The 23,674-nt window shown below is 43.4% G+C and carries 22 protein-coding genes and 1 riboswitch; of the genes, 13 read left to right on the forward strand and 9 right to left on the reverse strand.

The genetic code is table 11. The features are described 5' to 3' along the window. Window positions 1-66 precede the first annotated feature (66 nt). Complete coding sequence (locus tag AC6H04_RS11175) at window positions 67-627, reverse strand: TIGR01440 family protein (protein ID WP_497571748.1); 561 nt, start codon at window positions 625-627, stop codon at window positions 67-69. A gap of 238 nt (window positions 628-865) precedes the next feature. Between AC6H04_RS11175 and AC6H04_RS11180 the strand changes: the two genes are divergently transcribed. The 5 genes from AC6H04_RS11180 (at window position 866) to ptsP (ending at window position 6,193) form a co-directional block, all read left to right on the forward strand. Beyond that, window positions 866-2,020 carry a zinc-ribbon domain-containing protein gene (locus AC6H04_RS11180; protein WP_497571749.1) on the forward strand — a complete coding sequence of 385 codons (1,155 nt, stop codon included), beginning with the start codon at window positions 866-868 and terminating at the stop codon, window positions 2,018-2,020. A 182-nt stretch (window positions 2,021-2,202) separates the two neighbouring features. Continuing rightward, a complete protein-coding gene (locus AC6H04_RS11185) occupies window positions 2,203-2,649 on the forward strand; it encodes a PTS sugar transporter subunit IIA (protein WP_497571750.1) in 447 nt (148 codons plus the stop codon). Between the two features lie 45 nt (window positions 2,650-2,694). After that, complete coding sequence (locus AC6H04_RS11190; RefSeq protein WP_497571751.1) at window positions 2,695-3,000, forward strand: PTS sugar transporter subunit IIB; 306 nt, start codon at window positions 2,695-2,697, stop codon at window positions 2,998-3,000. 27 nt (window positions 3,001-3,027) lie between these two features. Beyond that, window positions 3,028-4,407, forward strand: coding sequence for a PTS ascorbate transporter subunit IIC (ulaA, locus tag AC6H04_RS11195; RefSeq protein WP_497571752.1), 1,380 nt, complete (start codon window positions 3,028-3,030; stop codon window positions 4,405-4,407). A gap of 64 nt (window positions 4,408-4,471) precedes the next feature. Beyond that, the gene (gene ptsP, locus AC6H04_RS11200) at window positions 4,472-6,193 is read left to right on the forward strand and encodes a phosphoenolpyruvate--protein phosphotransferase (protein ID WP_497571753.1); all 1,722 of its coding nucleotides are present in this window, start codon (window positions 4,472-4,474) and stop codon (window positions 6,191-6,193) included. A 62-nt stretch (window positions 6,194-6,255) separates the two neighbouring features. On the opposite strand, the gene AC6H04_RS11205 is transcribed toward ptsP, so the two are convergent. From AC6H04_RS11205 to tkt, 4 genes are all read right to left on the reverse strand, one after another. Beyond that, window positions 6,256-7,164 carry a metal ABC transporter solute-binding protein gene (locus tag AC6H04_RS11205; RefSeq protein ID WP_497571754.1) on the reverse strand — a complete coding sequence of 303 codons (909 nt, stop codon included), beginning with the start codon at window positions 7,162-7,164 and terminating at the stop codon, window positions 6,256-6,258. Between the two features lie 89 nt (window positions 7,165-7,253). Beyond that, window positions 7,254-8,399, reverse strand: coding sequence for a glycerate kinase family protein (locus tag AC6H04_RS11210; protein WP_497571755.1), 1,146 nt, complete (start codon window positions 8,397-8,399; stop codon window positions 7,254-7,256). 135 nt (window positions 8,400-8,534) lie between these two features. Next, a complete protein-coding gene (locus AC6H04_RS11215; protein WP_497571756.1) occupies window positions 8,535-9,257 on the reverse strand; it encodes a transaldolase in 723 nt (240 codons plus the stop codon). 20 nt (window positions 9,258-9,277) lie between these two features. Then, window positions 9,278-11,290, reverse strand: a complete 2,013-nt coding sequence (tkt, locus tag AC6H04_RS11220) for a transketolase (protein WP_497571757.1) — start codon at window positions 11,288-11,290, stop codon at window positions 9,278-9,280. A gap of 501 nt (window positions 11,291-11,791) precedes the next feature. Continuing rightward, window positions 11,792-11,888: riboswitch (TPP riboswitch) on the forward strand. A gap of 77 nt (window positions 11,889-11,965) precedes the next feature. Here tkt and tenA point away from each other — a divergent pair. From tenA to AC6H04_RS11235, 3 genes are all read left to right on the forward strand, one after another. Continuing rightward, on the forward strand, window positions 11,966-12,631 hold the full coding sequence (gene tenA, locus AC6H04_RS11225; RefSeq protein WP_497571758.1) for a thiaminase II: 666 nt from the start codon (window positions 11,966-11,968) through the stop codon (window positions 12,629-12,631). 65 nt (window positions 12,632-12,696) lie between these two features. Next, window positions 12,697-13,173 (forward strand): GNAT family N-acetyltransferase, encoded by a 477-nt coding sequence (locus AC6H04_RS11230; RefSeq protein WP_497571759.1) that lies wholly within the window; start codon window positions 12,697-12,699, stop codon window positions 13,171-13,173. Window positions 13,174-13,266: 93 nt separating this feature from the next. Continuing rightward, window positions 13,267-14,088 carry an HAD-IIB family hydrolase gene (locus tag AC6H04_RS11235; RefSeq protein WP_497571760.1) on the forward strand — a complete coding sequence of 274 codons (822 nt, stop codon included), beginning with the start codon at window positions 13,267-13,269 and terminating at the stop codon, window positions 14,086-14,088. 91 nt (window positions 14,089-14,179) lie between these two features. Here the strand turns inward: AC6H04_RS11235 and AC6H04_RS11240 are convergent, their stop codons facing one another. The 3 genes from AC6H04_RS11240 to AC6H04_RS11250 all read right to left on the reverse strand — a co-directional run bounded on the left by AC6H04_RS11240 (window position 14,180) and on the right by AC6H04_RS11250 (window position 16,126). After that, window positions 14,180-14,596, reverse strand: coding sequence for an OsmC family protein (locus tag AC6H04_RS11240; RefSeq protein ID WP_497571761.1), 417 nt, complete (start codon window positions 14,594-14,596; stop codon window positions 14,180-14,182). Between the two features lie 141 nt (window positions 14,597-14,737). Next, a complete protein-coding gene (locus tag AC6H04_RS11245) occupies window positions 14,738-15,352 on the reverse strand; it encodes a LysM peptidoglycan-binding domain-containing protein (RefSeq protein ID WP_497571762.1) in 615 nt (204 codons plus the stop codon). 390 nt (window positions 15,353-15,742) lie between these two features. Next, on the reverse strand, window positions 15,743-16,126 hold the full coding sequence (locus AC6H04_RS11250) for a hypothetical protein (RefSeq protein ID WP_497571763.1): 384 nt from the start codon (window positions 16,124-16,126) through the stop codon (window positions 15,743-15,745). A 167-nt stretch (window positions 16,127-16,293) separates the two neighbouring features. On the opposite strand from AC6H04_RS11250, the gene AC6H04_RS11255 reads away from it, so the two are divergent. Both AC6H04_RS11255 and AC6H04_RS11260 read left to right on the forward strand, forming a co-directional pair. Continuing rightward, window positions 16,294-16,938 (forward strand): VIT1/CCC1 transporter family protein, encoded by a 645-nt coding sequence (locus AC6H04_RS11255; protein WP_497571769.1) that lies wholly within the window; start codon window positions 16,294-16,296, stop codon window positions 16,936-16,938. Between the two features lie 12 nt (window positions 16,939-16,950). Continuing rightward, on the forward strand, window positions 16,951-17,658 hold the full coding sequence (locus tag AC6H04_RS11260) for a VIT1/CCC1 transporter family protein (protein WP_497571764.1): 708 nt from the start codon (window positions 16,951-16,953) through the stop codon (window positions 17,656-17,658). Between the two features lie 224 nt (window positions 17,659-17,882). Here AC6H04_RS11260 and AC6H04_RS11265 read toward each other — a convergent pair whose 3' ends face one another. Next, window positions 17,883-19,292: an FAD-dependent oxidoreductase gene (locus tag AC6H04_RS11265; RefSeq protein ID WP_497571765.1), complete on the reverse strand. Its 1,410-nt coding sequence runs from the start codon at window positions 19,290-19,292 to the stop codon at window positions 17,883-17,885. 123 nt (window positions 19,293-19,415) lie between these two features. On the opposite strand from AC6H04_RS11265, the gene AC6H04_RS11270 reads away from it, so the two are divergent. From AC6H04_RS11270 to AC6H04_RS11280, 3 genes are all read left to right on the forward strand, one after another. Further along, on the forward strand, window positions 19,416-20,081 hold the full coding sequence (locus tag AC6H04_RS11270) for an EAL domain-containing protein (protein WP_497571766.1): 666 nt from the start codon (window positions 19,416-19,418) through the stop codon (window positions 20,079-20,081). 354 nt (window positions 20,082-20,435) lie between these two features. Further along, window positions 20,436-22,484 carry a collagen-binding domain-containing protein gene (locus AC6H04_RS11275; protein ID WP_497571767.1) on the forward strand — a complete coding sequence of 683 codons (2,049 nt, stop codon included), beginning with the start codon at window positions 20,436-20,438 and terminating at the stop codon, window positions 22,482-22,484. A gap of 401 nt (window positions 22,485-22,885) precedes the next feature. Then, window positions 22,886-23,674 (forward strand): hypothetical protein (locus AC6H04_RS11280; RefSeq protein ID WP_497571768.1); only part of this gene is annotated, 789 nt, incomplete at its 3' end.

Consider the following 23,674-nt stretch of genomic DNA (forward strand, 5'->3'; position numbering starts at 1 on the left):
TTCAGGGGATTTCCGTTTTGAGCCCTTATACGCCACTCTTTAAACGCTTGTTTTCGCACTCTATTATTATCTTTGCCCCGCCGGCATATCATAAATCGCCCGTGGACCACCAATCAGTTTTGGCCGTGACGTTAAGAACGTTGTATGAGCAGCGCCAATTTCTTTAACTGAAGTCTTAATTGGAATTTGTACCCAGCGAACGTGCATCCCGATTTGGGTATCGCCAATGTCCATACCGCCATCCGCCACGATACGTTCTACTTCAACAGGGTCTTTGAAGGCTTTATAAGCAGCTACTTGGCCAGCACCGCCAGCATGAAGTTGAGGAATAACGGAGACAATTTCATAGCCGCGACGATCAGCCACTTCACGTTCAAGCAACAGGGCACGGTTAATGTGCTGGCAACCTTGAACCGCTAAGTTAAGGTGGTGTTTCTTTAAGATTGGCAGTAACGTGTTGATCACCGTATCACCAACGTCTTGATTGGAGTTTTGCCCCATCCAAGAGCCCATTACCTCGCTAGAACTAAAACCAAGGACAAACAAACCGTTTTCTGGCAAAGTCACTTGTTCAAAGTATTCATTGAGGGCAGTTGTTAATGAGGTCTTAATATCATCTGAAGTCATGATTGTTCTTACTCCTTTCAAAATCCATATGTAAAGTTACCAATTTATCATACCTTCATAGACCAGAAATTACAATCAGCATATCTTGCGAAATGACTCATTATCGGGAAGAGCGGTCGTAAATTTTACCGAATGTGGACTAACCCCATTTTGAACGGTCATCAGAAGGTATTCTATGGTACATTATTAGTATCAAATAATTCTTGAATGATAAGATAATTCTTAGGGGATGCGGGAAATGGCAGAGGAACTTAAATACTGTCCAAACTGTGGCGAAGAAGTTGCCGCAACGGATGAATTTTGTGGTAAATGCGGGTTTAATTTAAAGGTTTTTCGAGCGGGTCAAATGCAGTCAACAAAATCAGAAGTAACAAGTGCTTCACAACCTAGATCGGCTGCTAAAGCGCAACGAACTACGGGGCGTAAATCGCGAAAACGTTGGCCTTGGTTTCTTGGCGGTATCGTTGTTCTGTTGATCGTTTGTTTTATCGGTGGGTCTTGGTATTACAGCAAGAGCAATCAAGCAGAGCGGTTGGCCACAGAGGTTACCTCAACGGATGACGATGATATTGCGGATGCCGTCGTTGATGATAATGGTCAGGAAGTCGACGACGATGCGGTTAAACCACTTCAGGCGCTTTATGAAAGTAATTCTAGTGCTAGAGATTCAATCAAACAGGCGGTTAAAACCATGGATAGCAGTCAGATGCCATTTGAGTTGGTTAAAGATGGTCATCACTTCCTATTTACGCGCTATATGCTGCAGGCTAAATCGTTTCGTTTGACGATTAAAACTAACGTTAAAGATGCCACGGTTACCAATAATGGGAATTCCTTGTCCGCAAAGGCAGTTAGTGGCGGGTACACGGTTGAAGATCTCTTTCCAGGCCGCTATAATCTGCAGGTTGCTGGGAACGTATCTGGTAGCAGTCAAAGTGTGACGAAGGTTTTGCCAGCGGTTGATATTTATAAACAGTTGGATAACACCGTCAGTCTCAAAGCGAAAGCTCCCCAGACCACTGCTGCTCAGACACCAGCACCACAAACCAATAATAGTAATCAGTCCAGTGATAGTAACGATGATAGTAGCGGTTCGACGGATTATTCATACGATATCTCACTGCGTAATGATAATACTGATGATGATATTCTCATTGGTGATTGGCGCAGCGATGCCGGCACGTGGGAATTTAATGGCGACGGGACCTACGAGGGAGAAGATACTAACGATAATGACTTAAGTGGTACTTGGGAAGTAGTCTACCATAAGGGTAACTACTGGAACATTAAGTATCACCATGATGATGGTCAAACGGATGTTGAACCCTATCGTTATCAAAACGGTCAGTTAGTGCAATGTCAAATGAAACTGCACTGGCATGCAGATGATTAAGTCATTTTAAAATAGATAAGCACTGTCCCGATAAAGCCCATTGGAACAGCGCTTATCTATTTTAAGTTCTGGAATCTACCGAGTTACATGACACTTGCTTGCTATTGTAGTTGTGAAATAATTCCTGAGTAGATATAATCAAGTCATGAAGCACGTTAGCGGTAAAGACAGGGGGTGGAAATATGCTTGATTTATTGAATGCACAAACATTGCAAGTCGCAGACGGATCGAATCTTAGTTGGGAAGAAGCCATCACCATTGCTGCTCAACCCTTAGTGGAATCGAATGTTATTGATCCGGCCTACGTTGATTCAATCATTAGTGTTGTGAAAGAAAAAGGACCCTATATGAATGTTGGTCCCCAGATTGTTTTAGCCCATGCACGACCCGATAGTTCAGTCCACGGTGTCGGCTTATCGCTCTTAAAAACAAATTCCGCTGTTGATTTTGTGGATGAAGAACATCCGGCGAAACTATGGTTTGTCTTAACCGCTACTGACAGTCAAAGTCACCTTGGCGTGATTCAACAGCTCATGTCACTGTTGACCGACAAGGCAGCTGTTCAAGAAGTGCTGGAGGCTCTTTCAGTTGGTCAGATTCTAACCATTCTCCAAAAACTCGACTCATAATTTTACGGGATTACGATTATTTTATATATTATAGGAGGAAAAATCATGAAAATTCTTGCAGTATGTCAAAGCGGTTTGGGTACCAGCTTTATGGTTCAAATGAATATTCAAGCGATTTTAAAGGCGGAAAAGGTGGATACCAGCGATATTCAAGTTGATCATTCTGACGTGGGCAGTGCCACTCCTGATGCCGCAGACTACTTCTTTGTTGAGTCAACTTTGGCTAGTGCGGTCGGTAGTTTACCCAAAGACCGGGTCGTTCTTTTAAAGACCTTGATCGATAAGCAGGAAACGAAACAGCATGTTAACGACATTCTGGATAAGGAAGGGATTCAGTACACTGCTGAGTAACCGTCTCTGAACGGAGGGCATTATACGATGAAAGCTATCTTAAATTTATTTGTTAGTATTGCTTCACAGCCAGCTATTTTAGTCGCGCTGATTGCCATGCTTGGTCTTTTTCTTCAAAAGAAGAAGACCACTGAAGTGATTCAGGGAACCATTAAAACGTTTGCCGGTTTCTTAGTCTTAACGGGTGGCGCCGGTATTTTAAGCAACTCGCTGTTACCTTTTGCCAAAATGTTTAAGTTTGCGCTACATGTCCAAGGGGTGGTTCCCAGTAATGAAGCTGTGGTAGCTATGGCACTGGTAAAGTACGGTAGTACCACTGCGTTGATTATGTTAATGGGTATGATTGTAAACGTTTTATTGGCACGGTTTACGGCTTTTAAGTACATCTTCTTAACGGGTCAGGCCATGCTGTATGTCTCCTGTATGACTGCGGTTATCTTGGTCAGCGCACACTTGGGCACGGGCCTTACCACAATTGTGTTAGGCGGCATTTTTGAAGGAACACTGCTAACTGTTACGCCAGCGTTGACGCAACCGTTTATGCGGCGAATCACTGGCGGCGATGAAGTGGCCATGGGGCACACTGGCAACATCGGTTACGCCACAGCCGGACTAATGGGTAAGTGGTTTGGTGATCCTAAGAAGAGTACGGAAGATTTAAAGATTCCTAAGAGTCTTGGTTTTTTACGTGATTCAACGGTTTCAATCACCTTACTGATGGGCATTGTTTATATTGTATTAGCTATTATCGCTGGTCCCGGTTTTGTTGAGAAAAATCTTAGTGCCGGTACCAATTATATTATTTACGCCTTAGTCCAGGCAGGCACTTTCGCAGCTGGTTTCGTTGTGGTTCTGCAAGGGGTACGAATGATCTTAGCTGAAATCGTGCCCGCCTTTCAGGGCATCGCTCAGAAACTGGTCCCCGACTCAAAACCTGCCTTGGATGTACCAATTATCTTCCCATATGCACCTAACGCCGTGTTACTCGGTTTCTTTGTGAGTTTCATCGTCGGGACGCTTTCCATGTTTGCCATGGTCGCTCTTGGGACCACTGTGATTATTCCGGGGGTTGTGGGTCACTTCTTCTGTGGTGCCGCTGCTGGAATCTACGGTAATTCTACCGGTGGCCGTCGTGGTGCAGTGATTGGTGCCACGGTGAATAGTCTGCTGATCAGCTGGCTACCGCTGTTTATCCTACCGGTTCTGGGGACGCTGAAACTATCCGCTTCCACATTTGCTGATACTGATTACTTGATTCCCGGCATCTTGCTTGGGAATTTAGGTAGTTTTGGTCAAGCAGGCATCGTGACTGGGATTATTGTTTTTGTCGTTTGCGTCCTGATTGCCAGCCATGTGGTCACGGTGAAGAACCGCTCAAAGAAATCCACGGATGGTAGCGAAAATTAAGTCATAGATTGTGTGTTGTATCTTGGATTATAAGCCGAAATTTTAAGGAATAGAGGTAGCTGATTTGTCGACAAAAATTAAGGGAATTGCAGCAAGTGATGGTATTGGTATTGCGAAAGCATACCTATTAGTGATGCCAGATCTCAGTTTCGATAAGGTGACCATCACTGATCCTGATGCTGAAATTGACCGCTTGCACCAGGCACTGGATACCTCAGTTGAAGAGTTAAAAACCATTAAAGGTCGTGCTGAAGGCCATTTAGACCAAGAAGTGTTAACCATTTTCGACTCACATATTGCACTGTTGACCGATCCGGAAATGATCAAACAAATTGAACAGCTGATTCGAACTCAAAAGATCAACGCCGAGCAGGCATTGAAACAAGTTACTGATGACTTCATCAATACGTTAGAAGCTATGACTGAAAATCGGTATATGCAGGAACGGGCAACTGATGTCCGCGATGTCACTAAACGCATATTGAGCCATTTGTTAGGTAAGGCGCTGCCAGATCTGGCTGGAATTAATTGCCCGGTAGTTTTGGTTGCCCATGAAGTGACGCCTTCTGATACGTCACAGATGGATAAAAAGTACGTTAAAGGGATTATTACCGATTTGGGTGGGCGAACGAGTCACTCAGCTATCATGTCACGGACGTTAGAAATCCCGGCTGTAGTTGGGGCTACCGATGCCACTGAAAAAATTAACAACGGCGAAACACTTATCTTAGATGGTGAGACTGGCGAAGCGATTAGCAATCCCAGCGAAACGGAACTCCAGATTTATCAGCAGCAAGCTGAGCACTTTGATCTTCAACGTCAAGAATGGGCTAAATTAGTGGATGCACCGTCTGTTTCAGCGGATGGCAAAGCGTTTGAGATTGCGTCAAACATCGGGACGCCCACTGATATGGCAGACGTTTTAAAAGTTGGGGCGGATGCTGTTGGCCTGTTTCGTTCGGAATTTCTGTACATGGATGATAGCCAATTACCAACCGAAGATGAGCAGTTTGACGCTTACCAACGGGTGGTTAAAGTGATGAAAGGTAAGCCAGTCGTCATTCGAACCATGGACATTGGCGGCGATAAGCAGTTGAGTTATCTGCATTTGCCAGAAGAAATGAATCCATTTCTAGGCTATCGGGCCATCCGGATTTCACTCCAACGGCAGGAAATTTTCCGAACGCAATTACGGGCGCTGATTCGGGCTTCTAAGTTCGGCCAGCTACGGATCATGTTTCCGATGATTGCGACGCTGGAAGAATTTAGACAAGTGAAGGCCATTTTTACCGAAGAAAAACAAAAGTTGCAGGCGGATGATCCGGGTATTGGTGATAACATCAAACTGGGAATCATGATCGAAGTACCAGCGGCTGCCATTTTCGCCGAGGCGTTTGCCAAGGAAGTGGACTTCTTCAGTATTGGCACCAACGACTTGATTCAGTACACCTTCGCGGCGGACAGGGGAAACGAATGCGTTTCCTACCTGTACCAACCATATAATCCTGGTCTGCTAAAGTTGATCAAGCACGTCATTGACGCTGCTCACCAAGAAGGCAAGATTGCTGCCATGTGTGGTGAAATGGCCGGTGATGCAGTGGCGTTACCACTATTGATGGGGATGGGACTTGATGAATATTCCATGAGTTCCAGCTCGATTCTCAGAACTCGCAGCATGATGAAATCACTGGATACCACCAAGTGTGCCGAACTGGTAGACCGCGTTTTGGCTAACGCGCTGACCAATGAAGATACTCAGAAGATGGTGAAGGCTTTTCTTAAGTAATCAATGAGATATAAAGAAGCACTATTTCGATGTTTGTGTCGAAATAGTGCTTCTTTATCTTGCTATCGTGTTGCTTCTTGAGCCCGTTGAACGTCATTAAACTGCCGCATCATCCAGGTCTGATACGTTGTATTGGCTGGTTGTGATTCAGTCACGCGAACGATTGGCACACCGCTTTTTTTCGCAAGCGAAAGTAAGTTAGTGGTCATTTTGCTGATTTCTTGTGTGTTTACAACGAAAAAAGCAATTTTGTGGTGACGGATATCGGCTTGCATTTGCCGGATATCTTTGGGTGATGGATCAGTGTCGTTTTGAACGGCTTGCGCGTAGTGATTGTTGTTTTGATGATAGCCCATTTCAGTTAAAGAATAATCGAAAACGGGTTCGCTGACGTTTACTCGAGCCTGATGACTATTCTGCCGAAGCTGCGCCACTTTTTGGTCTAGCGGTTTTAACGAACGGATATAGCGCTGTGCGTTGCGCTTAAAGTAAGCTTTATTTTGCGGTTGGCGCTTCGCAAACTGGTTAGCCAGTTCGTTGGCTAATTTGGGCATGGTTTTCATGTCGTACCAGATATGCTCGTTGTCACCATCATGCTTATTCATGATGTCTTGAGCAACGTTCACCTTTGTGGTCCCCGTATTATCTGCGGATAACCGGTTCATCCAGGTGTCATAGCCGAGACCGTTGTAAATAATGAGATCGGCTTTACTGACTTGTTTCGCAGTCTCAGTCGTTGGCTCAAATTCGTGTGGTTCCATGCTGGGTTTATCAATAATGGAAGTTACCGTTCCTTTATTACCAAGAACAGCCTTCGCAGTTTCGCCGTAAAAATCAAGTGATGCGACCACGTTGATTTGGTGTGAATGTTTTGGGGCGGTGGCTTTCGACGTGCATCCGACTAACATTATTGCAGTCAGTACAAGAGTCAGTAACGCAACTAACGGATGGATATAGCGCTTTAGCATCATAATGTCTGCTGGTGCCTCCTATGCTAAATGATAATAATTACTATTAATATAGAATAACACACTTGCGTCGCAGATGATATCCCAGTTAATTAACGATGGAGACTCTTGATCAACCGGCCAACGTTTTCGGCAAGAATGGCCAAATTTTGAGGCCCTTCTGCGATAGCTTTGTCCAAAGTGATGACTCCTGGCGTAATTGGGAAAATCGCATCAATAGCCGTTTTATCATACAGGCTATCAATACCAGCACCGACATTTCCTGCAAGTACGATAACCGGTGCGTCTGGTGCAACCGTCTTGGTAGCTTTGGCAACGCCATATGGTGTTTTACCGAATTTAGTCTGAAAGTCGATGCCGCCTTCACCAGTAAAGACAAAGTCAGCGTTTTGAGCACGCTGTTTTAAGTGCGAATACTCAATGACGATGTCAATGCCCCTTTCCATTTCCGAATTGGTGAAGGCGAGTAACCCAGCACCAAGGCCACCAGCTGCACCAGCACCTAGGTAATGAGCTAAGTCGAGGTGCAAGTCACGTTTAATAATCTCGGCGTAATGTTGCAAGTTAGTGTCCAAGGTTTTGACCATTTCGGGGGTCGCACCCTTCTGGGGACCAAAGACGGCGGATGCGCCAGTGGAGCCGACTAGGGGATTGGTGACATCGGATGCAATCATGATCTTAGTGGTCTTAACGGTGGGATCGATTTGTGAAATATCAATTCGGTTTAAACGGTCAAGTTGACCACCACCAAAGTCAAGTTCACGATTATGTTCATCTAATAGATGGACGCCTAAAGCCTGTGCCATACCAGCGCCACCATCGTTAGTTGCGCTGCCACCAATGCCTAAGATGATTTGCTTGCTTCCGTGAGTCATAGCGTCAAGCATCAGTTCACCAGTACCGTAAGTCGTGGCAATCAGTGGATTATGTGTCTGGTTGTTCACGAATTGAATACCACTGGCAGATGCCATCTCAATCACGGCTGTCTGCTGATCACCCAAGATGCCATACCTTGCTTGGACCGGCGTGCCTAATGGCCCTGTCACTTGTTTTTCGATGAAGTGGCCGTGAGTGGCGTCAACCAATGATTGAACAGTTCCTTCACCGCCATCAGCCATGGGAACTTCTTCAAAAACGGCGTCTGGGTAAATTTTTTTGAGCCCGTTCTTCATGGCGTCGGCTGCTTCTTTAGCAGTCATACCACCTTTAAAAGAGTCGGGTGCCAGTATGAATTTCATTTTTGTTTCCTCCTGTAGTTGCTGTAGTCGGAAAATGCTCCAGTCACTAGGATACCACTAGTTAAGTGAAAAACAGCCTATCTATTAGTCAAATTCGACTGATAGATAGGCTGTTTGTGGCTCATTTGTTGATGGTTATCCTAAAATCTTAAGACCAGTTGCTTCGATATCGGCCGCAAATCCCTTAACGGTATTCATGGTGATATCATCGCCGGTTTGCCCAGCCTTAGCAACTAATTTGTCAATAATGGTCGGTGGTACGGTAATGATATCAACGCCGAATTGTTCAGCCTGCATAATGCTGTAGACTTCCCGGGTACTTGCCCAGAGTAATTCAACATCACTACGATCCTTGGTTAGTTCAACGCTTTTTTCAACGAATGGAATTGGGTCAATACCCGCATCAGCTACTCGGCCAACGAAAATCGACACGATACTTGGTGTTCCGGGTACGATTGCGTCGACGCTTTCCTTCACTTGTTCAGCGGTAGCGATAGCAGTGACGTTCACTTTAACGCCATCAGCCGTTAAATCATGGATTAAGTCAGTGGTTGGTTCGCCGGCAGTCGTGCGAATTGGAATTTTCACGTAAACGTGAGGACCAAGGTCATGGAGCATTTTAGCTTCCTTGAGCATGGTGTCGTAGTCGTTACTGAACACTTCAAATGAAATGGCTTCGTCAGGGAAAGTAGCGACTGCTTCTTTAGCAAAGGTGAGGTAATCCGTCACACCCGCTTTTTTTAATAAGCTAGGGTTAGTCGTAAAACCAGTGACAAAGTCGTTTTGATTGATGGCTTTCATATCTTCTAAATCTGCACCATCAGAGTAAATTTTTGTTTTAAACGTTAGATTCTTCATGTTAGTTTCTCCTCATAAGATTAAGCATTGGTAGGCTGGTTGCTGAGTGTTTTTAAGTAAGTTGCTGCCACATTATCAGCAGTGAAGCCGAACTGTTTCATGATAGCATCTGGGTTGCCGGACTCACCGTAACTGTTATTGATACCAACAATTTTACCTTGCAAACCAACGTAATGTTCCCAGCCGTAAGAAGTGCCCATTTCAACGGCTACTCGACGGGTGACACTACTTGGCAGCACTTGTTCCCGGTATTCAGCTGTCTGAGCGTCAAACAGTTCAAATGATGGCAATGAAACAACTGAGACGTCGTGACCGGCTTCTTGCAATTGTTTCTGCGCTGCCATAGCCAGTTGAACTTCTGAGCCAGTAGCAATTAAGATGCCTTCTGGTGTTGCTCCCTTAGCAGGTGACAGCACGTAACCGCCGCGTTGCACACCTTGAGCAGCGAGTTCTTCTGTCTGTGGTAAGGTTGGCAGATTTTGCCGAGTCAGCACCAGCATGGTTGGTGTTTCGGACGCAGCAAGCGCAATCTTCCAAGCGGCAATCGCTTCGTTGGTGTCTGCTGGCCGAATCACGTTGACGTTTGGCATTGCCCGGAAACTCATTAACTGTTCAATCGGTTCATGGGTGGGGCCATCTTCCCCAACGGCGATTGAATCATGAGTGAACACAAAAGTTGACGGGATTTTTTGAATGGCAGCTAACCGAATGGCAGCCCGCATGTAATCTGAGAAAACAAAGAAGGTGCTGGCGTAAGCATGAACACCGCCATGCAAGGTCATACCGTTAACAGCAGCAGCTTCCGCAAATTCACGCACACCAAACCAAACGTTTTTACCGAGTCGGTCAGCAGGTTCGTAAGCGTTAGCGGTTTTAACGTTCGTTTTGTTTGAGGAGAATAAGTCGGCACTGCCACCCCAGAAACTAGGTAATTGTTCAGAAATTTCGCCAATGATCCGTTGACTGGTATTTCGACCAGATTCTGATTCGCCAACGTGGCTAATGGGAATCTTCAGATCACATGAAACTGGTTTGAAACTTTGTAAAAACTGAGCTGCAAGTTCAGGATACTTACCTGAATAATCATCAAATAACGTTTGCCAGTGGCCTTCGCTATCAATACCGCGCTGTTTAACCGCAGTGTCAAAGTTTTGACGCACATCATCAGGAATATCGAATGGTTCGTAGTCCCAGCCGAGCTTTTCACGAGTGGCGGCCATGTTTTCGTCGCCAAGGGGCTTACCATGCACGCCGTTGGTACCAGCGTTTGGTGCGCCAAAGCCGATGGTGGTTTTCACATCGATCAAGGTAGGCTGATCAGCGTTTTGCTTAGCAGTTTCGATGGCTGCACTAATTTCTGCAGGGTCGTTACCATTGGCTACGTGAAGTACTTGCCAGTTGTACGCTTCAAAGCGTTTAGGGGTATCGTCAGTGAACGCCATGTCAGTAGGACCATCCAGCGAAACGCTGTTATCGTCATATAAAACGATCAGTTTACCTAGCTTAAGGTGACCGGCAAGACTAGCAGACTCATGAGAAATACCTTCCATGAGGTCACCATCGCCAGCAATCGCGTAGGTATAGTGATCCATAATGTTAAACCCAGGTTTGTTGTATTGTGCGGCAAGGTGAGATTCAGCCATTGCCATTCCTACAGCCATGCCCAAGCCTTGACCCAATGGCCCAGTAGTTGCTTCGACGCCTTCTGTCACACCGTATTCAGGGTGACCGGGTGTTTTACTGTTCAGTTGACGGAATTGTTTTAAATCTTCAATCGTTAAGTTAAAGCCTGAAAGGTGTAATAAACTGTACAGCAAAGATGAACCGTGACCGGCAGATAAAATAAACCGGTCGCGATTGAGCCAGTGCGCATCAGTTGGGTTAATGTTTAAATGTTTAGTCCATAGCGTGTACGCCATTGGTGCAACACCAAGGGGTAATCCAGGATGGCCAGAATTGGCCTTTTCTATCATATCAACACTTAAGAATCGAAGTGCGTTGATTGATTTTTGGTCTAGGTTGTTATTTTGCAAATTAATCACGCTCCTATGCCTATGAAATATACGGTAACTAGTCTAATATGTCAACTATCACAATCCAAATGGTATAGTTAATATATTGGGCTATTTCAACGAAATTTTCACCGAAATTGATTAGTTTGAAAGCTCGCCAAAATAGGCTTCTTTAATCATCAAACTGAATCAATATGCTAATGATGAAAATTACAGGGCATTAAGCGAAAATTAGAAATAGTTTTCAATGTAAAATTAATTCAAGGAAACAGCTGAATTAATCTTTAGGAAGGTCTGATCTGCTAAAAAATTGATGAAAGCAAGTTACATTTAGGAAGTCGGACTGAAATCTGGGAAGGATAGTCCGTGTTTTCATGAAAGTTTCAGCATCTCAGTAATCGTTAAAAGGACATTAAAAAATAATTTGAAAAGTTTAATTAATAGTAACATGAGTTAAGTGAATAAAAAAGGGATTTTGGTCTTTTTTAGCAGAGTAAGGTGTAAAACATGCTATACTCAACGTATATTAACTAGGGGCGCAAATTGCTGAGACGGTCGCGGACCGAACCCTTTGAACCTGTGAGCTAACCCTCGCGAAGGAAAGTTAACGCGTATTTTGCGATAAAACTGCCGGCCAGGGTTTCTCTGGCCGGCTTTTTCGATTCAGCAGTTTTCGTCGCTTGAGGAGGTTTTATATTGTTTACTGATCAAATTCATCAAGCAGCGGCACCATTCTGGCAAAAGAGTTTTGAACATCCCTTTATTCATGAACTGCAGTCCGGTACTTTACCCAAAGACGTTTTTCGGTATTATCTCATTCAAGATCGGTATTATCTGAGTGAATTTGGTAAATTGCATGAGTTAGTAGCGGATCAAGTTGATGACGCTCATGGTAAACAGTTTTTGTTAGAAGGCGCTCAGGGGTTGAAAGACGGCGAAATCGCTGTTCGTGAAGGCTTCTTTGAACAACTGGGGATTACGCCAGCAGAGATTGCCAGCACGCCCATTGCGCCCACAGCTTATAACTACGTCAATCATATGTACGCGGAGCTTTATCGTGGCACGCCTCAGCAGGCTATTGCCGGTTTGCTGCCGTGCTATTGGCTCTACAATCAGATTGGTCAGCAACTGGTTGCCAAGGGGTCGCCAGTTGAACTATATCAACGTTGGATTGAAACTTACGACAGTGATGATTATACCGACAGCGTGGACCAGATGATTGATTTGACTAATCAAGTTGCTGCACAGTCGGATGCAACTACCAGGGATAAAATGCAAACAGCCTTTGTCCGCAGCAGTGCCTATGAACTGGCATTCTGGCAAATGGCTATGGATCAACAGAAGTGGCAAGTCACAGCCTAGACTTTTCTCATCTTCTCTTAATTGGTATAATGCTAAACAAACATAAGGGAAGATGTGATATACATATGAAGATTCGAGAAATTAAACCAGCAGATGATGCCCAAATGGCAAAAATTCTGCGGACGTCGTTAGAGCAATTGCATTTAAATTTACCTGGGACAGCATACTTTGATCCCTTCGTCGATCATTTGAGCGAATGGTATCGGCAGACACCCGCTGCGAAATACTTCGTGGCAGTGGCGGATACAGACCGAGTGGTTGGCGGCTGCGGTGTGGGACCGATCGCCCCCGAACAGGGAATTGCCGAGTTACAGAAACTTTACGTGGATCCAGATTATCGGCACCATGGGACGGCTAGCCAACTGTTACCAGCCTGTTTTGACTACGCTAAGGCCCATTATCAGTCACTGTATTTAGAAACCTTTGCTGCCATGAAACCCGCGAATCAGCTGTATCAAAAAATCGGCTTCAAACCGTTGTCTCAGCCACTTTCTCAATCAGAACATAGTGCCTGCGATACCTGGTACATGAAGTCGCTGTGAATTAATTACTGAAAAAGTAAAAATTAACATGCAGTTTTCACCATTTTCCGTTATGATAATCGGTATGGAAAATTTAAAAAGCGGGGTAATGAAATGATCAAGATGGTAGCAGTCGACATGGATGGCACTTTTTTAAACGACGAGCGTAAGTATGATAAGCAGTTATTTCTGTCAGTGTTCGAACAGATGAAAGCTCGTCATATTCATTTCGTTGCTGCTAGCGGTTCGCAGTATCAACGGTTACGGCACGAGTTTGCGGAAGTTGCCGATCAAATGGACTACATCTCACAAAATGGTGCGATTGTTCATAGTGGCAGTGAACTTCAGCATATTGAAGCGATTAGCGATGAACAGGTTCATGGCGTGATTCAGCTGTTAAAGAAGACGTTTAAACCCGGATCGATCGTTCAAGAAGTCGTTTCTGGTCTGCATGGCACTTATGTTAACCGCGATCTGGATCCAGAGATTTTAAAGATCGTGAAGTATTACTATCGACCAGTGATTGGCGTTGATAATCTGGCTACGATTGCGGGTAAAAAGGTGAAGGATCAGTTTACCAAACTTGCCATCAGCTTCAAGCCGGGCATTAACTTTGATTCAGCTTCGGCCAAGTTGGCTAAAGTTTTGCCGACGAAACTCACCAATGAAACGTCAGGATTTAACACTGATCTGGTGGGGTCTGCCAACGCCAATAAGCGGTCAGGCATTCGCATCTTACAGGATCATTACCAAGTTGCCGATGATGAGTTAATGACTTTTGGTGATAACGAAAATGACTTGAGTATGCTGACTATGACACCGCATAGTTTTGCTATGAAAAATGCTGCGGCTAAGATTCAGCAGTCAGCTGCCCACGTGACAGAATTTGACAACAATCATAACGGTGTTTTGGAAACCTTGAAGATGGCGCTTTAAGTTAGATGTAGAGCTTGTGCCATACTTAGTGGATTCCAGAATTTAGCAAAAAGCCATGGTACTCGATAATCGGGTATCATGGCTTTTGTGTTTACTGAAACGTAATATCCATTGGAATTGCACCGATTAATGATTCGTGCACGGTACATTTTCTGACAACTTCATTTAAGAAAAATTGGTGGTCAGAAGGGGACAGGTTAGTCTCCGCGGTGATCTTAATCGTCATGTGCGTCACTTTAGAACTGCCATCGCTGAAGGTGGTTGTTTCACCAGCGACATCCACCTTGAACTTCTTAACGGTTAAATTGTCTTCTGAGTTCTCAATGTCACGCGCCGTTACACTCATACAGCTACCAACGGCACCCAATAAATATTGAACGGGATTTGGCGCAGCGTCGGTTCCCTTGGCAACTAAAGGCTCATCAGCCAAGTAGGTGTGACCGCCAGTTTGATTCATCACTTGTGTACCGGCTGGTCTTAGAGTTGAATGTACGATGTATTTTCCCATTAATAATAGCCTCCAAATATCATTTTACGTTATTGTATCACAGGAACCCTAAAGACGGTGTTGGTGAGAGTTCCTGTTAGCACAAAAAAGACTTTCCCCAGTTGTGAAGAGGAAAGTCTTTTTTATTTTTTAAAATGATGTCTAACCAACCACACGCACTTGGACTGATTGACGCCCAAATTGCATAGCTTCGGAGTTAGTCATTGAAATGTCTAATTGGTTAGGGTTGCTGTAGGTGAAAGTACCCGTATCGTTAACCACCCGGTTTTCGGTATGGCCGTCTTCAAACTTGATTTCAAGCTGAGTTCCTTTAGGATAACGATCTAAGGCAGCCGCCACACCAGTACCGGTAGGAATAGAAGTCCCTTGGCCACCAGCTGCGACTTGTGGATCATAAGCAGTTGCTTCCATAGTCGTCCAACCGCTAGTAGCAGTCTTAGTTGCGGTTTGTTTTGGTTTACTGTTAGTGTTTGAGGTGCTTTCCGTCAATGGCTTGATTCGTGAGTGTTTATCAGCCTTTGTAGCGGAAGGAAGGGTTAACTTTTGATTTGGTAAAATCACAGCCTGTGCAGAGCTGAGTGAGTTAGCGTCAACAATTGCCTTAGTAGTGGTGTTGTTGTCCTTAGCAATGCCCCAAAGGCTATCGCCTGATTTAACAGTGTATTCTTTAGCGGAAGCAGAGATAGTAGTAAAACCGAGACCGATTAAAGTACCGAACATGAGTAAACTACGTGAAAATAATGATTTTGGTAACATAAAATGTATGACCAACCTTTCGATGTTATGCTATAAAGCATAGGGATTAAATTAATTAAACTATAAGCTAGGAATTATTTATCCTTGCCACGAGTATTACTATAACATGCTAAATCTGCTTTTCAGTGACAGAATCACTACATTAAATCTGGAAATAGTCATGTTTTTGAAATTTTGTCATATTCGTGTAACAAACAGAAATATGAAAGCGCCACGTAACATAAATGTTACATTTAACTGAAATATAAATTAGAAAATGAGGATACTTCAGTGCAATTTTTGAGTACAAAGGCGGGAAGTTGGAGAAAAATAATCAAAAAGACCGACTCTTTCAAGTTTTGGAAGAGTCGGTCTTTTCGCTCATATCGCGTATGAAATATTAAGGGAATGTTACAAAAGTGCTAATGCAGCCGTTTCGTCAATGGATAATCCGTTATATAGAAAGGGATTGCGTGTAAAAAGGGCGTATTCAGCTGCATGAGTTTTTTGCCAAGATCGTAGTTGGTCAATCGAAATGGGCAACGGGATAGTTGAGTGATCATGGTTCAAATTTAGAACAAATAAGAGTCGGTGCGAGGTGTAGGTGAGGTTTTCGCTGACCAAATCTAGGTACGCCTGCCCAAGTTTCTTGTCTAAACCACTTAATGAAGCAGGTTTTAGTTCGTTTAATTGTGTCTGAAAAGCCGAAATTTGTGGTTTTGAAAGTGGGCCGGTGAGAATTGCGTCACGTGTTGCGATATATAGTTGTCGGTACTTTGCCACTTGTTCGTTCATAAAAGGGACCTCCGCTTTGCAAAAATACAATAAAAAATCCGCAAAAGTATTTTACTTTTGCTTGAAGAGAGTTTAGAATGATTGTTGTAGATAAGAATTATTCTAAAGTGGAAAGAAGGTTGATATTCGTGAAAAAGAAGCAAACTCTCGCGCAACGTATTAATATCATGCGTGCAGCCGTAATGGGTGCTAACGATGGTATCGTGTCAGTGGCCGGTATCGTTATTGGTGTTGCCGGTGCGACTACCAGCAACTTTGCTATCTTTATTTCTGGTATTGCAGGAATGCTGGCCGGTACGGTGTCTATGGCGATGGGCGAATACGTTTCAGTCAACACGCAAAAGGATGCGCAGCGGCGAGCAGTCATGAATCAGAAAGAAGCACTGGCAGATCATTACGATGACGAGTTTAATTTTGTTAAGCAAAAGTACGTCGATGGTGGTATCACACCTGAACTTGCCGAGCAGGCTACGCGCGAGATGATGAGCCAAGACGCACTAGTGACAACTGTCCGTGAACGTTACGGTTTCGACGTTGGGGAATATACGAGCCCGTATGCGGCGGCGATTGCTTCGATGATTTCGTTTCCAATTGGCTCTATTCTACCACTCTTAGCAATCACCATGTTACCAGCAGCTATTAGAATTTGGGGTACTTTTTTGGCGGTCATTATCGCATTAGCCGTAACTGGTTTTAGTGCTGCCACCTTGGGGGATGCGAAGCGTGGTAACGGGATGGTCAGAAACATTGTGTCTGGTGTGCTGACGATGATTGTTACCTATGCAATCGGTACGTTAATTGGACATATCTAGGGAGGGCTTAAAATGAGTGAAGTACTTATCAAACCAAAAAAGAAAAAGCCTAACCAAACGATGGATGAAAAATTAAACACCTTACGTGCGGGTGTTCTGGGTTCCAATGATGGGATCCTAACCGTGGTCGGTGTGCTGTTTAGTGTTGCCGTAGCGACGCCCAATCAATTCACCATCTTTATTGCGGGTCTGTCAGATTTGCTAGCCTGCGCCTTTTCCATGGCATCGGGTGAATATGCTTCAGTTAGTACCCAAAAAGATACTGAAGAATCGACAGTTCGGACTGAAAGACGCTTGTTGAAGACTGACTATCAAGCTGAGCTTCAAGCGGTGATCAATCACTATACTGACCGTGGCGTTACTGAAGAAACAGCGACCAAGATCGCCAATGAGTTAATGGCTAAAAAGCCGTTGGAAACGGTGGTCAACGTGAAGTATGATTTAACGCTAAACCACTATATGAACCCGTGGAATGCCGCGTTCTCATCGATGTTTTCTGCAGCTGCAGGTGGTGTCTTTCCACTGTTAGCGATGACGTTATCGCCAGTTTCGATTCAATGGCCAGTCACAATTTTGGCGGTCTGCGTTTCGGTTGGGATTACCGGTTTTCTTAGCGCTAAGCTAGGTAAAGGGTTAGTTAAAACAGCCATTATTCGTAACATTATTGTGGGGATTCTCACCATGATTATTCACTACGGTGTTGGGCTGATGTTGAAGTAATCGCGTGTGACACAACTCGGTAGATTCCAGAATTTAACACTAAAAATGCGTTTTCCGGCGGTGAACTGTCGGAAGACGCATTTTTGGTGTTAAATGGCCGAAATCTGAGTTGTGGCACCGATTTTGGCTAGTTTAAAGTATTGAGCAAACCCCAATTTTTTGTTGTATGCCGTCAAAAACGGATGAAGTATTTATCAATATAGACTTAAGCCACAAACGCTTAATTATTTTGTTTCTTGATTTGGCTGATTGTAACCAGGTGCTGTGAACCGTGGCTCGGTTCGACCAGCCAAGTTTTCTTTATTAATGGCTAGCTGTGCGACTTGGTTTAAGTAGTTAAATGGGTAGTCGAAATTTGGTTGGAACAGCATATCGACAAACGCCAGATCATCAATAGTATTGTTGTTTTGGATAGCAATTGACACGGCATTTGCGGATTGCGTAATATCGTGTTTACTAAGCAGTTGGGCACCTAGAACGCGCCGACTCGCTTTGTCGTAGACTAGTACAATGGTCAGTGGATCAGTAGACGGCATGTAGCCTGGACGCCACGTACCATCGAAAGTAACACTATCGGCATCGATACCACGTTTAAGCGCATGAGTCAGTGTTAAGCCGGTGGTTGCTAGTGCGTGGTCATAGAGACTCAAGGCTGAACTGGCCTGAGTCCCAATGTAGGGGTGGGTATGACCAAAGATGTTGTGTGCGACCAGCATTCCCTGGCGAATGGCGACACTGGCCAGCGGTGTATAAGCTGGAGCTCCTGTTGGATTGAAACGCACCATGCAGCAATCACCCGCAGCATAAATATCGGGATTGGATGTTTGCAGGTAGCGGTTTGTCAAAAACGAACCGTGACGCTCCACGTCAACCTGGCTTGATAGAAGGGAAGTATTGGGAGTGAATCCGGTGCTGACTAGCGCAATATCGGTCTTAAAGTCGCCCTGATTGGTTTCAATTGTAATTTGATCACTATTTTTACTGCTGGTAAAGGCGCTAACTTCAGTTTCCAAGTGAACAGCAACATGGTGATCTTGCAGTTGTTGTACCGCCCAGTTAGACATGGCATCGTCGACGTAATTATTCAACACTTGCGAACGAGCTTGGAACAAGGATACTTGATGTCCCGTCTCAGAAAGTGCTTCGGCAAATTCGACACCCGCGTAACCAGCGCCAATAATGGCAATATTATGGTAATCTTTAGCGGCTTTATAAATTTCTTGGGCCTGCTGATAGTTTTTGCACAGCAACACCCTAGAGTTATCAATACCGTACAGAGGGGGTACCTTAACGGATGAGCCAGTGGTCATAATTAATTTGTCATAATTATCGTTAAAGACTTCACCGGTTTCCATATTGGCAACTTGAATCGTGTGCGTGTTAGCGTCGATTTTAAGCACATCGTGTTTGTCATGCACGGTAGCGCCCATATCTCTTAATTCTTGAGGTGAAGAGTAGAACATATCTTCGAGTTTCTTAACTTTACCTTCAAGGTAGAGAGAAATGCCACAGGAGAGGAAGGAGAAGTTATCGGTACGTTCGTATATGGTGAGATCGGTTTCTGGGTGAGTTTTTAAAATCTCTGTTGCAGCAACCGTTCCAGCATGTGTACAACCAATAATAATGACTTTCATACGTACAAACCCTCATTTCGTATACAGATTAATAAATACATTCCGAATTTTGTTGAATCGATAAAAAGTTATCATATAAATGATATAATCAAGTTTGAAATTAATGTTAGGGAGGAAATGTTCTTGTACAGGTACTTTATCCAGCCGCAATTGAATAAATTTACCAATTCACTGGTTGGCTACGAGATGTTAATTCGTAAGTACGACGACGAACACTGGCGCCTTCCGCAAAATTTTGCTGCGATTCCAATCGATGAGCAAATTGGTCTACTGAAAAAGACCGCCCACCGGATTGGTTTAAAAGTCGGTTCGATTTCGTTTAACTTGAATCGGCGTCAATTCATTGATCCACATATGGAAGAAGCCTTAATTGACGTTCAACGCGAAATTTTTCCAGTTAAGTTGATTATAGAGGTTACTGAAGAAGAAAGCGACCAACTTGTTCCCGAAGATAAGTTGCTCGTGAGTGCTGAGCGTTATGCAAAAAACGGGGTGCAGATTAGCTTAGATGATGTTGGTAGTGGGTGTAACACCTATGAACATATTAAGGTTCTGCTCCCATACGCTGATGAAATTAAGTTTGCAATGCAGAATTTTCGTAGTGAAAATTTAGGATTTAAAATTGTTGAACAGCTTCGTTTCTGGAAAAAGATTGCCAATCAGTACCATATTAGGTTGGTTGTTGAAGGCACCGAAACAGCTAAGGAAGATCAGCTGCTTGATGATTTGAACTTACCTTATCGTCAAGGTTACTTTTATGGTAAACCTCATCTTGTGAAATTGGAATAGGTTAAATGTGACATAATTGCAGTTGTTCTCAAAGCAGCTACTAGCCCTAAAATGGCCGGTAGCTGCTTTGGTGTATATACGGTTGATTACTTACTTTAAGTGGGTTTGAACGATTAAAGTAAATAAAATTTAAAAGTGGGTTGATTTGTCAAATAACTTGATTTAAAATGTATTTGATTTATCAACTAGTGAACAATAGTACAAGTCGGGGATTGTACATAAACAGCAGCTAATATTAGTGAAGGGACAGCTAATCACATGAAAATGACGAATAATACGACCAAAAAACGAATGTATCGATGTCGATACAAAAATGGAAAATGCTGGCTGAACCTAGGACTCACCACTGTAACAATGATGACTGGATTTACACTCAGCACAATGATTGCCAGTGCGCAAGCAACCACAGCTCCAGATAATGTTGCCCCTACAGCACAGACACCCACAATAAATTCATCAAGTGCAGCATCAACGGATGCGTCCGCTCAGGATGAAACTCCGCAATCAGAGAAAGACACTGGAACTGAAAAAGTTGAAGCGGATACAGAAAACGAAAAGGCAGCCGAATCAGGGGATACGGGTAGTTCTGCTGAGAAGCCAAAGACTGATTTGGACACAACAGAAAACCAGTCGGGAGAAAACGATTCTGAGAGTACTGCAGATCAGAAATTGGCACCCAAAGCGTATAACAGATCAATCAGTGCCGACACGCCTGTTGAGACTGCATCAGTTAAAGATTCAGTAAGTCATAATACGGATAAAAATGCTCAAACAGTACAGACTGTGACGTCAATTGATGATGATACCTTTTGGAAAAACATCGGGATTAATATTGATAATCTAAATGATAATAGCGTTTTGAAATTGGCGTCTCTATTCCATATTTTTGCCAATGAAGCTAGTCTAAACGTGGATACAAATGGTAACTTAGCTGTTGGTATTTTACATCATTCCAATGATTTTGGGACTCTTGAAGAATCGGATAATTTGACTAGTGGAGACATAGACTATATTCAACAATTAGCGAATGACTTACAAAGTAACGCGTTTAGAAATACAGTATTTAATCATGTTGTCTTTGGTAAAGATGCCAAAATAACTATTGATGAGAGTAATCATGTCTTAGTTAACGATGTTCCTATTAATAATTTGAAACCGGACGAAGTCTACCAAGATGCTGATGGGAGCACTTATATTGACTTCAAAAAGGTTTTTGATGAGTTGATTCAAAATTCAACTCAGTTTTCAAGCCAATCTGATTCTACAGGGGTTAAAAAAGACTTTTCCGATCAAAATAATCGGTATGTTGACGTGACCAATGCAACGCCAACGGATGATATCATTTATGTTAATGTCCCGTTTAGTGTCCTTAATGCCGCTAATCCTATTTCCATTAAGGGAATTAGTAGTGATACCAACGGACCAACCATTGTAATCAACGTGACTGATATTCCTGATGGGACTCAAAATATTTCGACCCAAGTTCAGTTGGACTATAGTGATGGTGCTCAAAACATAGCTAACAGCGGTTCACATACGGAACCTAATCATATTTTATGGAATTTTGGTACAGAAAACCAAACCTTTAGTTTTGTAAGCGGTCGCTTTATGGGCAGTATTTTAGCTCCCAATGCAACTATTAATGCGGGTGTTAATATTGATGGCAATATCGTAGCTAATATTGTCAATATATCAGGAGGAGAGTCTCATAGATGGGACATTCATCCTAACACGCCACCTGATCAACCCACACAGCCGACGCAACCGACGACGCCAAACCAGCCGACACAACCAACAACACCAAATCAACCCACGCAGCCGACGCAACCGACGACGCCAAACCAACCAACACAACCGACGACGCCAAATCAGCCGACGCAACCGACGACGCCAAACCAGCCGACGCAACCGACGACACCAAATCAGCCGACACAACCGACGACGCCAAATCAGCCGACACAACCGACGACGCCAAATCAGCCGACACAACCGACGACGCCAAACCAGCCAACGCAACCAACAACACCAAACCAGCCGACGACACCAGATACTCCACAACCGGATCAACCGACGACACCAGATACTCCACAACCGGATCAGCCGACCACACCAGATCAGCCTGAACCAGGTCAGGCAATAAGTGAATATGGTAAGGCACATCGGCGCCTTGATATTGAGTATTTAATACAAGGTAGCGAACCAGTTCCAGTGGCGACAAAAGTTAATAAAATTCGGACAGTTTCTCTCAAGGGTTCAGTAAAGGCCAAGGTTCATGAAAGCAAAGCAGTTTTACCGCAAACAAGTGATGAATCAGATAACCCTGTTTCAATTTTGGGATATTTCCTACTTGGTTTAGGCAGTTTAACAAGCTGGTTAAGCTTTAGAGCGAAAAGAAGAAATTAAACACACATGAATAGTTAATTTTTGGTCTTGGTACCCCCAAAAGGTATAACCTTTTTACCATGATTAAAATGTTGCTACTCATTCAAGCACTTTTCTCTGAGTGCTTAAAAAGGTCATCGGCAAATCGCATTGTTGGTGCGTGTCCGTATGCACAGTCACATATTCTTGTGGCTGTGTTTTTTAATTTATAGCTTAATTATTGGGTTCCAAATTAGCTGTTACTCAATATAAAAGTAGAGTTCTCTTAAATTAGGTTGATTAATCAAACGAAACAAGCTAGAATAATCACAATGATAATTAACTACATAACGAACGATAATTAAAAAGGATTTACTTTACATAACTAGAATATCCAGTTTTCTTTAGTCGTTTTCTTCAATCATAGTGAAGGGGAATATGAAATGAAAAAAACTAATCGAATAAACAATATGATGAGGGAACGAGTGCGTCGTTTTGAGTCTAATAGTGGAAAATATTGGTTACACATGGGGCTTACTACTATTACGATGATGACAGGATTTACACTCACTGCACTGAATGCTGCGGCGACAACACAGACTGCTCAGACAAATGCAACGAGTACCACGTTAGAGAATGATACAACCCTGAAAACAAGCAGTAAATTAGCAAGTCCTACTACTGAAAATCCAAGTCCAGTTGCGCCAAATTCTAATGACAATTCTGATTTAAATAAGGAACAAAGTTTATCAGGAACAACGAGTGTGCCAGATACAACTGGTCCGGCTAATGGTAGTTCTGTAACAGATGCTCCTGAAACAGATATAAGCAGTCAGAATTCAATTGAAACCACAGCTTCAGCGGATTCAGTCAGCAGTACATCAATAGACAATGATGATCAATCAGCGATTTATAATGATTCCGCTGTAAATAATGATGCTGCTTTAAAAGCCAAGAATGTTGACGTTAAGCAGCTAACTAATAATAATGTTTTAAAGTTAGCTTCGTTGTTTCATATTTTTGCTAATCAAGCTAGTATAACTTCGTCAATTAAGGGTAATTTAGCTGTTGGTACTTTAAAACAGTCGAATGACCTTGGAACTTCACAGAATACAACGAATTTAACTGTTGAAGATATTGATTATATCCAACAAATCTTAAATAACCAGCAAATATTACCTAATATGTTTGATGATCCCGATAATACTCAAGTAGTATTTGGTAAAGACGTT

The organism is Secundilactobacillus sp. MJ173, assembly GCF_059704265.1.